General features: G+C 51.6%; 10 protein-coding genes and 1 pseudogene. 3 read left to right on the top strand and 8 right to left on the bottom strand.

All coding sequences use genetic code 11. The features are described 5' to 3' along the window. Nucleotides 1-3: 3 nt before the first annotated feature. Both AC2FCQ_RS02940 and AC2FCQ_RS02935 read right to left on the bottom strand, forming a co-directional pair. Nucleotides 4-1,290, bottom strand: coding sequence for an ABC transporter substrate-binding protein (locus tag AC2FCQ_RS02940; protein WP_209633367.1), 1,287 nt, complete (start codon nt 1,288-1,290; stop codon nt 4-6). 32 nt (nt 1,291-1,322) lie between these two features. Further along, nucleotides 1,323-2,429, bottom strand: coding sequence for an ABC transporter ATP-binding protein (locus AC2FCQ_RS02935; RefSeq protein WP_490307532.1), 1,107 nt, complete (start codon nt 2,427-2,429; stop codon nt 1,323-1,325). 319 nt (nt 2,430-2,748) lie between these two features. Here AC2FCQ_RS02935 and AC2FCQ_RS02930 point away from each other — a divergent pair, with 319 nt between their 5' ends. Further along, complete coding sequence (locus AC2FCQ_RS02930; RefSeq protein ID WP_209633371.1) at nt 2,749-2,955, top strand: hypothetical protein; 207 nt, start codon at nt 2,749-2,751, stop codon at nt 2,953-2,955. 154 nt (nt 2,956-3,109) lie between these two features. Then, the gene (gene adhP / locus AC2FCQ_RS02925) at nt 3,110-4,123 is read left to right on the top strand and encodes an alcohol dehydrogenase AdhP (protein ID WP_209633373.1); all 1,014 of its coding nucleotides are present in this window, start codon (nt 3,110-3,112) and stop codon (nt 4,121-4,123) included. A 99-nt stretch (nt 4,124-4,222) separates the two neighbouring features. Here adhP and AC2FCQ_RS02920 read toward each other — a convergent pair. From AC2FCQ_RS02920 to exaC, 3 genes and pseudogenes are all read right to left on the bottom strand, one after another. Next, a pseudogene (locus AC2FCQ_RS02920) lies at nt 4,223-5,016 on the bottom strand (alpha/beta fold hydrolase). Between the two features lie 183 nt (nt 5,017-5,199). Continuing rightward, entirely contained in the window at nt 5,200-5,799 is a 600-nt protein-coding gene (locus tag AC2FCQ_RS02915) for a DUF2239 family protein (RefSeq protein ID WP_265556858.1), read from the bottom strand. A gap of 237 nt (nt 5,800-6,036) precedes the next feature. Beyond that, nucleotides 6,037-7,557 (bottom strand): acetaldehyde dehydrogenase ExaC, encoded by a 1,521-nt coding sequence (gene exaC, locus AC2FCQ_RS02910; RefSeq protein ID WP_265556857.1) that lies wholly within the window; start codon nt 7,555-7,557, stop codon nt 6,037-6,039. Nucleotides 7,558-7,837: 280 nt separating this feature from the next. On the opposite strand from exaC, the gene AC2FCQ_RS02905 reads away from it, so the two are divergent. Then, nucleotides 7,838-9,637 (top strand): sigma-54-dependent Fis family transcriptional regulator, encoded by a 1,800-nt coding sequence (locus tag AC2FCQ_RS02905; protein ID WP_490307531.1) that lies wholly within the window; start codon nt 7,838-7,840, stop codon nt 9,635-9,637. A 39-nt stretch (nt 9,638-9,676) separates the two neighbouring features. On the opposite strand, the gene AC2FCQ_RS02900 is transcribed toward AC2FCQ_RS02905, so the two are convergent. The 3 genes from AC2FCQ_RS02900 to AC2FCQ_RS02890 all read right to left on the bottom strand — a co-directional run bounded on the left by AC2FCQ_RS02900 (nt 9,677) and on the right by AC2FCQ_RS02890 (nt 14,424). Further along, nucleotides 9,677-10,603 carry an ABC transporter substrate-binding protein gene (locus AC2FCQ_RS02900; RefSeq protein ID WP_209633384.1) on the bottom strand — a complete coding sequence of 309 codons (927 nt, stop codon included), beginning with the start codon at nt 10,601-10,603 and terminating at the stop codon, nt 9,677-9,679. A gap of 186 nt (nt 10,604-10,789) precedes the next feature. After that, nucleotides 10,790-11,422: an AidA/PixA family protein gene (locus AC2FCQ_RS02895; protein ID WP_490307530.1), complete on the bottom strand. Its 633-nt coding sequence runs from the start codon at nt 11,420-11,422 to the stop codon at nt 10,790-10,792. A gap of 914 nt (nt 11,423-12,336) precedes the next feature. Beyond that, nucleotides 12,337-14,424 (bottom strand): putative bifunctional diguanylate cyclase/phosphodiesterase, encoded by a 2,088-nt coding sequence (locus tag AC2FCQ_RS02890; protein WP_490307529.1) that lies wholly within the window; start codon nt 14,422-14,424, stop codon nt 12,337-12,339. Nucleotides 14,425-14,450: the final 26 nt, after the last annotated feature.

The following is a 14,450-nucleotide window of genomic DNA, read 5'->3' as shown; positions in this document are numbered from 1 at the left end:
CGGTTATTGGTAACGTTTCAACAGGCGGTCAGCCTGTTTTTGCGCGCTGTCTAACGCCTGCGCCGGGGTTTTGCCTTGCGTCACAGCGGCCTCTACGGCGCGGTTCAGTAATTCCTGAATTTGCACGCTGTTATAGGTTGATAGCTCCGGTTGTGAATACTTCAACTGCTCACGCGCGACGGTCGCTTGCGGGACCTTGACGGCATAGTCTTTCATGGTCGCAGTTTCCCAGGCGGCCGGTGAGGTGGCGACATAGCCCGTGGCGATGCTCCAGCGGGCAGCTTGTTCTGGCGCAGAAAGCCAGCGCATAAAGGTCACTGCGGCTTTTTGTTGTGCCGGGCTGGTCCCTTTGAACAGGTACAGGTTGCCGCCGCCGGTTGGACTACCGCGCTGCGTTTTCTCTGGAAGCATGGCGACCCCAAATGGGAACTTGGCATTTTCACGTACGGTGGTCAGGTTGCCGGTCGTGGTAACCATCATCGCGGTTTTGCCGTCGATAAAGTCCTGCGGGGTGGTGCTCCAGGTAATGGCCCCCTTTGGCGATACTTGATATTTCTGTGCCAAATCGGTCAGCCAGGTCAGCGCTTCAACATTAGCCGGGGTATTGAAGGTCACGGCCGTCCCCTTGCCGTTATCCAAATGGCTGCCATTGGTGGCGGCAATCCCCTGGAAGGTCCAGTAACCAATCGGGGTCGACGGGATTTCAATCCCCCATTGCTTAACGTCGTTGCCGTTACGGACGACCAGTTTCTGACCGAAATCAACCACCTGTTGCCAGTTGGCTGGCGGGGTATCGCCATTGAGCCCCGCTTGCTGAAAGGCCTGTTTATTCCAATACAACACCACGGTGGAACGTTGGAAGGGAATGCTCCAAACCTTACCCTGAATTTTGCGAATAAACGCCGGGTAGAAACCGTCGATCCAGGCTTTGCCCGCTTCATCATTTGCCAAATCACTGACCGGTAAAATGGCACCCGCGTCGATCAATGAATAGGCTTCAATATCGCCAATCACGGCGATTTGCGGGGCATTGCCGCCGCGGAAGGCGGTCAGTGCCTTGGTGACCGTGGTGGCGTAGTCACCGGTATACACGGGTTGAATACTGATATCGGGGTGCAGCTTCTCGAAATCAGCCACTAGCCCTTCAACGGTATGGCTAATTTTTCCACCGACGGCGATCGGGTAGTACATTTGCAGCTTCACGGCATCTGCCGCCAGAGCAGAAACAGAAACGCCAGCCAATAACAGCACGGCAGCGCTTAATGTGGATAAACGGATAGAGACGGACATGGTTTTCCCCTGAAATAAAATGGTGCTTTTGATTATTGAATTGCGTATTGGTGTGTCACGGGCTGAAAGGCGTGTTCCATCTGGTGGCAACGCTCACCACTGTGGGTTGAAAATAGATACTGCGCCGCCTCTGCCCATTGCAGGCCAACCAGGCTGCCCTCAGTAAAATGCTGCATACCGGGTATTTTCACCGTGATTTGCCCCTGAACCGCAGGCAGATGGCAAACGGCGAGCGTATCGGCGCCCATATATTCAGCACTGAGGATCTGGCAGGTGAGGTTGCCGTGGCCAGGTGCGCAGAGACGAATATCTTCGGCGCGGATGCCTAAACTCAACGCGTCCTCCTGGTTGCCGAACACCACGGGCAGTGGGGCGTTACCGATATGGTATCCGCTGCCTTTGCGTGTTAATGGGACGATGTTCATCGGTGGCGCGCCAATAAACTGTGCGGCAAAAATGCTGGCTGGGTTGTTATATAAATTGTCCGGTGTGTCGTGCTGCTCAATGCGACCATCGTTCAGTAGAATGATTTTGTCCGCCATGCTCATGGCTTCAGTTTGATCATGGGTGACATACAGCATGGTCAAACCCAGCTTGCGCTGCAGCGCACGAATTTCACGCCGCATGCTCTGACGCAGCTTGGCATCCAGGTTGGATAAGGGTTCGTCCATCAGACACAGCTTGTTTTGAGCTATCACCGCACGGCCTAATGCCACACGCTGTTGCTGCCCACCAGAAAGCTGAGCCGGCAGGCGATCCAGCAGCGGCTCCAACTCCATCAGCTTACTGATCTCTGCCAATCGAGCGGCAAAGTGCTGCTTGTCTTCGCCCCGAGCCCGCAGGCCAAACAGCAGATTCTCACGCACGCTGAGGTGCGGGAATAACGCATAAGACTGGAAAACCATTGACAGTTTACGTTGTGACGGCGGCAGGGCCGTCACGTCACGTTGCTGGATCTGAATGATGCCGCTGTCCGCGTTCTCTAACCCGGCCAGTGTACGCAGCAGGGTTGATTTTCCGCAGCCGGAAGGTCCCAGCAGGGCAACAAAATCACCTTCCTGTACGTCAAAACTGATGTTATCCAGCGCGGTTTTGTCGCCCCAGGTTTTCTTGATGTTATTAAGTGATAAATAGCTCATGGCGCTTCTTAACGTGGCGTGTTCAACCCACCCTAGCTGCCGCGTATTTATCTGGTATGAATAATTAATGACAGTTGTATGTCGCCCGGTGCAACCCCCCAGGCAGGAAAGATGGCTTGCTCGCCGCCGTCCATGTTAAATTTAACAGAGAGACTCCGTAGCCCCTGATGACAAAGAGAATTTAACATGATGAACGGCTATTTTTGTTCCATTGCGATGGGCGTTTCAGTCGGGTGTATGCTGACCAGGGGGAGTAACATGGCCATGTCACTACGGGAGGGTGAATATCATCGATAATCACGCTGAGCCTGAGCCGTCAGTGACTAAGCGCACAGCTAAACCACGCCGCCCGCACGGACGGTGGGTTTACTATATTCTGCATGAAGATATTCTGTGGCCTTGCCCGGTTAAGTGGGAGTGGGAAAGCAGTTTTCATGCCTGGCTGCCGTTCTACTATTCACCGACGCTGGAGTTTGTGGCCGGTAACCCAGCCAAGGCGACAAAAATCACGAAAACCAAGCGTTAATCTTTATTTTCGCTTAAGAACCCCGTTTATCGCGTTTGCTACCCGCATTATTTAACCCTCTGTTTTTAAACAAACAGCCCGTACCTTGCCCTCAGCAATGACAGTAACTACATTAACAACTGTACTTTCAACGTAACCTGAGAGGATATGTCCTATGAAAGCTGCCGTAGTCACCAAAAACCACAGTGTAGATATTCAGGAAAAACAGCTTCGCCCACTGAAACACGGCGAAGCGGCACTCAAGATGGAGTGTTGTGGGGTGTGTCATACCGATCTTCATGTCAAAGATGGGGATTTCGGTGAGGTACCCGGCATCACCTTAGGCCATGAAGGGGTTGGTGTTGTCACCTCGGTGGGCGAAGGCGTGACCTCGTTAAAAGTGGGGGACCGAGCCAGCGTTGCCTGGTTCTACCAGGGCTGTGGCCACTGTGAATATTGCGTCAATGGCAACGAAACCCTGTGTCGTTCGGTCAAAAATGCCGGTTACAGCGTCGATGGCGGCATGGCAGAGGAATGCATCGTAGTGGCAGATTACGCCGTCAAGGTACCTGATGGCCTGGACTCCTTTGCCGCCAGCAGCATTACCTGTGCTGGGGTCACCACCTATAAAGCGGTGAAGATTTCCGACATCAAACCTGGGCAGTGGATCGCAATTTACGGTTTGGGCGGTTTGGGTAACCTGGCATTGCAGTACGCCAAAAATGTGTTTAACGCCAAAGTGATCGCCATTGACGTTAACCAAGGGCAGTTGGATTTCGCAAAAGAGATTGGTGCGGATCTTGTGATCAACTCTAAAACTGAGAACGCCGAAGAGATTATTCAGCAAAAAGTCGGCGGTGCTCATGCCGCCGTGGTCACCGCCGTGGCGCGCTCAGCCTTCAACTCAGCCGTGAATGCCGTCCGCGCCGGGGGCAAAGTGGTCGCCGTGGGGCTGCCGCCGGAGAGTATGGATCTGAGCATTCCGCGCCTGGTGCTGGATGGTATTCAGGTCGTGGGATCGCTGGTGGGAACGCGGGAAGATCTTAAAGAGGCTTTCCAGTTTGCCGCCGAAGGCAAGGTGACGCCGAAAGTCACGAAAAGACCGCTGGGGGATATCAACGCGATCTTCGAAGAGATGAAGTCAGGCACCATTCGTGGTCGTATGGTTATCGATCTTTCCGCGTCTTAATGCAATAAGTCAACGGAAGGGGTAATGCTTGCCGGTCGCGACGGGCAAGCATTATTTTAAACAGGATCTCACTTTAAAAGCAGCCGGCTCCCACCGTTCTCAATCACTCGGACGCGCAACCCGATCAATTCCGTCCGCCACTGTCTCAAAAAGCGAAGGCGGCAGATCATGCCCCATTCCATCGATAAGCATAAACGTCGAGTTCTGAATTGAAGAGGCGGTGTCTCTCCCACAGGCTGCAGGTATTAGCGCATCGTCGGCACCATGTACAATCAATGATGGGACGGTGATCTTGGCTAACAGCGGCCGTAGATCGCCAGCAGCGACGATCGCCCCCATCTGTCGACCTACACTGGATGGGTCATAGACACGCTTGGTTTCCTCCAGAATCAGGGTTCGATGGTACTCTTCGTCAAATGGATATCCAGGGCTTGCTATCCGTCGTGCAAAAGCGAGTTTGTGTGCCAGAAAACCGGCTTCATCTCGCCGTGGATCGGGGGCTGGCTTAGTCAACATCGCCATCACTTCTGGTGAGGCTGATGGAAGATTCGGATTCCCCGTGCTGGACATGATCGAAGTTAACGACAAAACCCGCTGCGGATATTTACTAGCGGCAATCTGAGCAATCATGCCCCCATTGATCTGCCGACGAGGTGCGCGCGAGGGATCCCGAGTGCATCAAGCAATCCCATTGCGTCGCTGGCCATGTCGAACAGTGTGTAAGGCACATTTGGCCGTTGCCCGGCCGAGTGAGAAGCCGCCAACGCAGCGAAATCAGGTGCAGGGTGGTCTGTAAAATGTGATGAGCAACCCGCATCACGATTGTCGAAGCGAATCACTCGATAACCTTTTGCAACCAGACGTTCACAAAATAACACCGGCCAGCGGATCATTTGTGTTCCAAGACCGGCAAGTAAAAGCACGGTGTCGGCATGGTTATCGCCGAAGCTATCGCAACTCAGATTGATGCCATTTACGTTGAAAGTGATCATTTGCCCGTCCAGATTTGAAACATCCTGGATGTCTGCACCCAGGATTTACGATGCAGACGTCATTTAGGGTTCAGTGGAATTGCTTCATACCACGTCGAAGGCCGCCAAACTCAATGCGTAATTGCGAATGTCGGAAGGCCACTCGACAGTTAGCTGGATGAATTTCTCTGAGTCACCAGCGAATAATGCGCGCGAACTTTCTTCGAAGCCGGCCATGTTGCCTGCCATTGTCGACATGAACTGGTAAGCACGTTCCTGCGTCCTGCGCTTATCATCACGATCCACCGTGTTGCGCCTGGCTTCTTCAACCAGTTTGCGTAAAGCGACAGAGGCTCCCCCCGGTTGCGTTGACAACCAATCCCAATGGCGAGGAAGTAGCGTGACCTCACGTGGGATCACGCCGAGCTTTGGCCTGCCACGCCCACGTGGCTGAGGCGAGGATTGCGCATTTTCGACTGAGTCAGATTGATGATCTTTGGTTAACCGTGCGATCGCTTCCGCGTCCGTTCCACGGATATCAACCTCTTGGACACGGCCTGTCCGGTCATCAAAGATCAATACCGGCTCAGTGGAACCCGACGCTATAGCCCGCTTTACAGCCAGCACGTTGGTTTCGAGGTTGCCACAGGCAATGCGTTTTAAGCCGTCAAAGCTGGTAAAGGAGGGGGAGTCTACCGTTGTCATGGCGATATCGTCAGAATGTCAATGTCGCATAATTATATCCGGGTAAAATTAAATATCAATTAATACCCGGATAAAATTTAGACGCGGCTTGGTTACCGACGAGGTTGGTCGCCCTTGAAGGCACCAAACGCGGGAAGATACACAAGTACAGGTTGCAAGGGACCCCGCCTTGGGCCCCTTGCACGGTCAAAGTCTACTAGCTATATAGCAACTAACGTATGGGCGTTAGACAACAAATTAAAACAGCCCGAGCGGTTTGGAATCGTAGCTGACCAACAGATTTTTCACCTGCTGATAATGCGACAGTGCCACTTTGTGGGTTTCGCGGCCGACGCCCGAGTTTTTATACCCCCCGAAGGCAGCGTGCGCAGGGTAGAGATGGTAACAGTTAGTCCATACGCGCCCGGCCTTAATAGCACGCCCCATGCGATAGGCACGGTTGACGTCACGGGTCCACAGGCCGGCACCCAGCCCGAACTCACTGTCGTTTGCCAGCGCCAGCGCTTCGGCTTCATCTTTAAAGGTCGTCACGCCGATCACAGGCCCGAAGATCTCCTCGCGGAAGAAACGCATGCTGTTATTACCGGTAATCAGCGTGGGTTGAAGATAGAAACCGCTCTGCAACGTCTGTTCATGGCTGGCGCGCTCACCACCGGCAATGATTTTCCCCCCTTCATTTTTGGCGATCTCAATATAAGAGAGGATCTTGTCAAACTGCTGTTGAGACGCCTGTGCACCAATCATGGTGTCGGTATCAAAAGGGTCACCCTGACGAATCGTGGTGATTCGGGCCAACACTTTTTCCATAAATTGCGGGTAGATCGATTCCTGGATCAGTGCGCGTGAAGGGCAGGTGCAGACTTCACCCTGGTTAAAGAAGCCGAGGATCAGCCCTTCAACGGCCTTGTCGATAAACTCCGGTTCGGCCTGCATGATGTCTTCAAAGAAGATGTTAGGCGACTTGCCGCCCAGCTCCACGGTACTGGGGATGATGTTTTCAGCCGCGCAGGCGAGAATATGCCTACCCACCGGCGTTGAACCGGTAAAGGCGATTTTATCGATGCGTTTGCTGGTCGCCAGTGCCTCGCCGGCTTCTTTCCCAAAGCCCTGAACCACGTTGAGCACCCCAGGTGGCAGCAGATCGCCAATCATTTCCAGCAGAACACAGATGCTAAGGGGGGTCTGTTCTGCGGGCTTGAGTACGACGCAGTTGCCGGCAGCCAGCGCAGGGGCCAGTTTCCAGGCAGCCATCAGTAACGGGAAGTTCCAGGGGATAATCTGTCCAACCACGCCCAGTGGTTCATAAATATGGTAGGCCACGGTATTTTGGTCGATCTCAGCGGCAGTCCCTTCTTGCGCACGCAGGCAACCGGCAAAATAGCGGAAATGGTCAATCGCCAGGGGGATATCAGCATTAAGCGTTTCGCGAATTGGCTTACCGTTATCCCAGCTTTCAGTCAGCGCCAGCAATTCTAGCTGCGACGCCATGCGATCGGCGATTGCCAGTAACACGTTGGAACGTTCCTGTACGCTGGCTTTGCCCCAGGTTTCAGCCGCGGCATGTGCGGCATCCAGCGCCAGTTCGATATCTTTTGCATCTGAGCGCGGAAATTCGGCGACGGTTTGGCCTGTCATTGGGGAGGTGTCGGTGAAGTAGTTGCCTGAAACGGGTTCGACAAATTTGCCGCCGATATAATTGCCATAGCGTTTTTTGAAAGAAACCAACGAGCCAGGTAAACCAGGATGAACGTATTTCATGTAAACACCTCTCATGAGAACTGACACTGTAGGGTTGACGCCTGGATGCACGACGCCATCGCTAAAACCATAAGCATTACCTATGCCACTTTGTGCTGGCTCGGTAGCTAGAAAACATAAAAATGTTTAATATCATCTAATTAAAAACAGAAAATACCTGTTTCGGGCAATAAAACCCCTGTCTTATTATTCATTTCTATTATTTTTTGTGTTCCACGTCGCAACGCATGGGACACATTTATGATACATAAATGCAACACTTTATTGGCGGGAGTTGGGTATGTTGCATAAAGACCAGACCACCCAGACCGGGTTTGACTCTGACAGTGATAGTCTGTCTCTCCCCAGCCGACTTTCAGAATCCTGGCTACGTAGCCAACACTATGGCTTGAGCCGGGCTGACGATCTGGTGCCTTTTGTCCGGCCTGCGTTGCTCAATGAAGTGCGTGGGCAAAACGGCTGGGTTGCACAACTGGCACAGCCGCTGATCGCGCGTTTAGGCAACGAAATTAACCGGCAACCCTCAATTGTGGTGGTCTCTGATGCCAGCGGGTTGGTGTTGGAAACCTGTGGGAATACTGACTTTCTGCATAAGGCGTCGCGCATTTCTCTGGCCCCGGGCAATTTATGGGGGGAACAGGAGCGTGGCACCAATGCCATTGGTACGGCACTGGCGCTGGGGAGCCAGTGTGAAGTCAACGGTGATGAACACTTCCTTAATCAGAATGCAGGGCTTTATTGTTCCGCCGCGCCGATCTACCGCCCTAACGGCGTGATAGCCGGGGTGCTTGATATCTCGACACCGGCGCAGCGCCCGTATAATGATGCGCACTCACTGATTTTACAGGCAGTCAGGCACATTGAGCACCAGTGGGTGACGAGTAGCGTGACGTCTCAACATTGGACGCTGCGCCTGCACAGTGACGCACGTGTTCTCGGCAGTGCACACGAACTGATACTGGTGTTCCACGACGACGTCCTAGCCGCCGCCAACCGGCTGGCGATGCAAGAATTTAATCTCTCGGTGGCTTCTTTCGGCACGCTAGACTTTGCCTCACTGTTCCCGGATATGTCACGCCAGGCGATGAATGCGCCACGTCAGACGCTGGCAATCAATAATCGCCACTATTACTCCTTGTTGCAGATGCCGGAAAGGCATTCACAGGGGGTTAAGCCGCTGGCACCGCCTTTTGATCGCGATGGGGCTGACAGGCAGAAAGCGTTACGCATTCTCAATGCCGGCCTGGCGCTGTGCATTCGGGGGGAAACCGGCTGCGGCAAAGAGTATTTCAGCCAACGGTTGTTTGAGGAAAGTCGGCGTCGGCAGGGGCATTTTGTGGCGATTAACTGTGCGGCACTGCCTGAAAGCCTGATTGAATCCGAACTCTTTGGCTATGCGCCAGGGGCGTTTACCGGTGCCAATCCAAAAGGATACCTGGGCAAGATCAGAGAAGCCGACGGTGGCGTATTATTCCTGGATGAAATTGGCGATATGCCATTAGGCTTACAAACCCGGCTGTTACGTGTTCTACAGGAAAAAACGGTTACGCCGCTCGGCAGCCACATGTCCTATGCGGTGGATTTTTCACTGATCTGCGCCACCCATCAGGATCTGGACCAGCAGGTTGCGGCGGGGGCCTTCCGCGAAGACTTGCTGTACCGCATCCAGGAATTCAGCTTACGCATATTGCCGCTACGTGAACGGGCACACGTGGATCGTTTTATTCTTAACCTTTGGCGCGAACTGGGGGGCGAGCAGCGTGGTATCACGTTGGCACCGGATGCCGTCGCGGTGCTGGCGCGTTATCCGTGGCCGGGGAATGTGCGGCAGTTGTTGAGCACGCTCAAGGTGCTGTTGGCACTGACCGATGATGGCAGCATGATTACACTCGACGATCTGCCTGAACCGTTCAGCGTCGTCCCCTCATTCAGTACGGAGACTCAGTCGGCACCGCAGGACATGCTCGACGCCATCAGAAATGCCAACGGTAACATCAGCCAGGCGGCGAAGCGGTTGGGGGTATCACGCAGTACGCTTTATCGCAAAATGGAGAAAAGCAGGGGACGTGTGGCTGACTGAGGGTAACCAAGGCCCACAGATTGGGCCTTGGTCTTGAAACTACTTGTCCCCCAACCCCAGTGGATTAATTTCAGAATGTTCGATTTTCTCGTCGCTTTCCGCCCAACGATCCAGCACTTTCAGGTAGCTGCCATTGGCAATCGCACTATTGAGTGACGCTTGCACGGCATCAACCAACCCATTGCCTTTCTTTACCGTGACCGCAATGTTCGCGCTGCGTGGCCACCCGCCAGGCACGATGCCAACCAGTGTGGTTTTGCCGTTCAACTTCGCCTGATAAGCGCCGGACACGTTGGGCCCAAAGGTCGCATCCGCCCGGCCAGATTGGATGGCCAGCGTCGCGGCGGCCTTGTCAGTAACATAAATTGGCTGCAGGGCTGGCAGCCCTTTGGCCTGGTTCTCCTTATCCCAGGCCAGCAGCACGGCTTCCTGATTGGTTCCTGAATCCACGATGATCTTTTTGCCGGCAATATCCGGTGCCGATTTTATCGAGGTGATTTTACTGCCGGACTTCACATAAAAGCCCAGCGTATCCTGGCGATAGGTGGCAAAGTCGAACTTGGTTTTACGCTCCTGAGTCACGGTAATGTTATAAATCGCCGCATCGTATTTTCCTGAGGTGACACCCAGTGGCCAATCCTCCCAAGACGTCGGTACCAGTTTGAGTTTCAGCCCCAGCCCATCAGCAACCAGCCGTGCGATATCCGACTCACTGCCAATCACCGTTTTATTGTCACGTGCGTATAACCCAAAGGGCGGGCCGCTGCCCAAAATTGATACCGCAACGGTCAACGTACCGGGTTCGACGAATGTAAACCCGGACGGGATTTTGGCTATAGCCTCAGGGCTTTTCGCCGTATTAATGGGCGTTTCGTTGGCGACCAAATCAATGCCCGGCGCGGCATTAGCCAGCGCGGAAAGGCTCAGGAGTGCCGCCGCTGCGGTGAGTTTTGCGCTATACATCATCATGATTACCTGCATTATTATGTTGTTGGGGCGGTCAATGCACTATCCTTTAAGCCGTTAAATCTGTGAACGAACAAAATTGGCTAACTAATTTTAGAAATGCGACGTTGGTGCCGTCCTTAAATACAAAAAGGAGGCAAAGGCCTCCTTTTTCAGCAACACCGTCGTTGCGGTTTTTTGGGTTATTCAAGAGACAACGTTGATGTACGGATCAAACCAGAAGTAACCCATGGATTTACCACTGTTATACACCACGAATTCCAGCCCGTAGTTCAGGAGGCCAATAGAATCTGCTATATCGAACGTAACATAGGGGTTGTAGATGCGTGGTGTCGAAGAGGTTCCGTCCTGACCCGCCAGCACGCCACCATCCTTCCAGTATGAGGTGAAGGGAGCATTATCGTCGGCCCACTGAGGCTGTGTGGCAGCATAATCAAACCCATATGCGTCCGCATGCCTTTCCATAAACGCAGGTAAATCGAGAGGTTTATTTTCTCCAAGTATATTAATCTGCGTATCAGGATCGGTCGGTTCACCTGTCACAAAAGTCTTCACTTGTGCTCCGTCTTTCCAGCTGTGTGCGATGAACCTAACCGGGGCAATAATGATGTTTTGTCGACGACCCAAATCTTCCAGCCAGATCTGTATCTGTTCTTCCTGCGAGACCGGCACAGGGTAATCCCCATCGTGGGACGTCGATGGACCGTTATTTTGGCTAACAAGCATAACGGGATGTGCGACCGCCACAGGGTTATCGAAGCTCCCCCCCGTAGAAGGCAGGGTACTAATATCAACAGTAAAAATTATCTGTGTTCTCATTGATCTCTGTATGAACACATCCCGTTTGAAAGGTTGCCAATGTGCTGACATTGACGGCGGCAGTTACCGTTCATCTGTTATTGCCATTACTCAGACGGCCTCGCAAACTTTCAGCATTCACCCTTTTACAAAATAGTTAATATTTATCAGCACATATCGTTTATCACGATCTGAAGCTGACGTGCTTTGTCGCATACTTGAACACGAACTACTGTGAAAGGTATTTTTCGGCGTGATTATCCACATGATTAAAATGAGAGTAATCAACAAGTCATTCCGAAAGGCATTCTCTATCAGTGGTTTATTAATGATAATAAATTGTCTCTCGCAATAAAATGCGAGGAAATAACCATCGATAATAAAATGATGGTTATTGAAAGATAGAGTAGGCGTGTTGGAACAGCAATAACGAAAGTTAAATATAATTCATTTGCTCGACATAAAAATAATTAGAGTGAAAAGAATAAAAACAACACTTATTTTACGTGAAATTATTTCAACCTTCGTTAAGTAACGCCCTGAAAATTTATATCTATAGACAAGTGCAACCGTAGTGCGAGCATACTCCATTGTTATTAATGGTTTTTTTATTAATTCTAAATGATTGGAGAGGCAAGGGTTGGAAGTTCTTATTTATGCGTGGATTTTCCAGTCTGTTGTTTTTCTGGCGCATTATGGTTGGAGGTGATTTGTTGTCTTTTTTGTTGCCGTGGCTAATTATTAAGAAATGGAACGAGAGTGAGTGATCAAATACCACTATCAACGGTGTTAAGTATTATGCCACCCACATTTTTATATGCGATATTTATTTTCATTAAAATATACATTGGGATAGGTGATAGCCCAATGATAATAATATCTTTGCGCGGCGAGAGCGGCCGCCCGGTATCATTGACCGGGCTATATTTATTCGTTTACAGGTTTAAAGTGGCATGTTGCTGCAGCATATTGAGTACCTTTGGTGCCTCAACGGCCTGGCTAAAAAGAAATCCCTGACCCAGGTGATAGCCTGAGTCACACAACGTCTGGCGTTGCTGCTCGGTCTCGATGCCTTCTGCAATGATGTCGATCGACAATTTTTGTCCCAGGATCCCCATGCTTTCCACGATGCCCAGAATGGCCGGTTCGTGATTCATACGCCGGATGAAATCGCGGTCCAGTTTAATGCAGTCCAGAGGGTAGTCCATGAGATGTGTAAAGGAGGAGTGCCCGGTACCGAAGTCATCGAGCGATATTCTGACCCCCATTTCCTTGAGCATCTGCAATGCGCGCAGTACATACTTCGAACCGTGTTTGTTGAAGGCATGTTCGGTGACTTCCAGCTCGATCAGGTGATGCGGAATGTGGAACATCTGCAAACGTCTCAGGAAGGTTTCAGCGTAGTTATCACGTAAAAACTCGATGGGGGACGCGTTTAACGACACCGGCAAAACATCGACACCCGAGGCCAGCCAACCCGACATATCGGCAAACACCTTCATCTGCATGGTTTCACTGAGTTTGGTGGCCAATTCGTAATCGTTAAACGCCTCACTGACCGTGTCAGGCATCTGCATGCCCTTTAACGGACAATACCAGCGCAGCAAGGCTTCAAATCCAATGATCGCGCCATTGCTCAAGCTGACCTTGGGTTGATAGCTGGGGCGGATCTGATTATTACGGACAATTTGGCGCGCGTGATTGAGCTGTGCTGCACGCTCCTTTGCCTTATCCATCATTTTTTGATTAAACATATAAACGCCACCGCGGCCACCGTCTTTGAGTTCGTACAGGGCGGTATCGGCGCATTTCATCAGTTCCGACGCATCACGCGCGTCTTGAGGGTAGATCGCACAGCCGATGCTCATGCCGCAATGCAGTGCCTTACCCCCATGCGTGATCGGTGATTCAAGCTGCATTAAAAAGGTATTGGCGATCTTGAAAATATCTTGTTCGTTTTCGACGTCGCTAATCACTATCGCAAATTCATCGCCCCCTAAGCGGGAGACGAAAGAGTTATTGTTTAGGTATGCCGTTAATCGGCGCGATAAGACGCGCAAAAGATGATCACCTGCAGCGTGCCCCAGGGTATCGTTAACCAGCTTAAAGTGGTCGAGGTCCAATAAAATCAATCCCAGAGACGTGTTTTTGCTCAGGGCCTGTTTCATTTCATGTTTTAATTTCCGCTTGAATAAGCGTCTATTGGGTAAACCGGTCAATTCGTCATATTCACTGGCTATCAGCAAACGTTTCTCAGCTATTCGCTGTGAGGTTACATCGCGCGAAACGCATAATATATTTTGTATCTGCTCATCTTCGCCGAAAACGGGGCTAAGGATATTATCCCAATGCTGAAGCGCGCCAGTTGGTGAGGCACTGAGTCCGGCGAATCGGGCGCTTTTTCCGTTTAAAACTTTACGCAGTGCCTTTCTGCCACGGTTGCGTACTTCGGGTTGCAACAGATCCAACCAAGGCATGCCAAATTGTTGTGGGTTCTCATCCAGGCCCAAAGCGATGCTGCCTGCTTTGTTCATATGCAGTACCGAACCGTCATTATTAATGACCTTGATACAGTCGACGCTGGCGTCGAGCATATTCTTTTGTGCTGCCAGTGTTTCCGTCGTTAATTGCTTTTTCAGCATTTTTTCATGGATATCGGTGCAGCTAAGATACCAATGCATCTGCGCAGAATCCCGATCTTGCTTTGCACCAAACGACAGTAAAAACCAACGATACTCACCGTTGTTATTGCGCAGCCTGGCTTCCTGTACGAATGAATCGGCGTTGAGCATGGCGTGTTGCTGCAGCAGAGCAATGTGGGCGTATTCGTCGACGTGCAGCGCTTCTAACCAGCCGACGTCATTGTGATCAAAGGAAGAAAGACCGGTATATTCACACCACAATGCATTGAAATGTCCGCCGAGCCCCTTACCAACGCCAATGAGATTGGGTAAACCATTGAAGATATCATAAGCGATATCAACAGGATGAATTTCATCGCTGTGCTCGGGTAAAACATTCATCTGTCATTTCCTCTAAAAGCTGCCCG

This window comes from Serratia sp. CoH_134_PS_4, assembly GCF_058190535.1.
The sequence above is the reverse complement of the archived record's forward strand: the minus strand, read 5'-3'. Positions and strand labels throughout refer to the sequence as shown.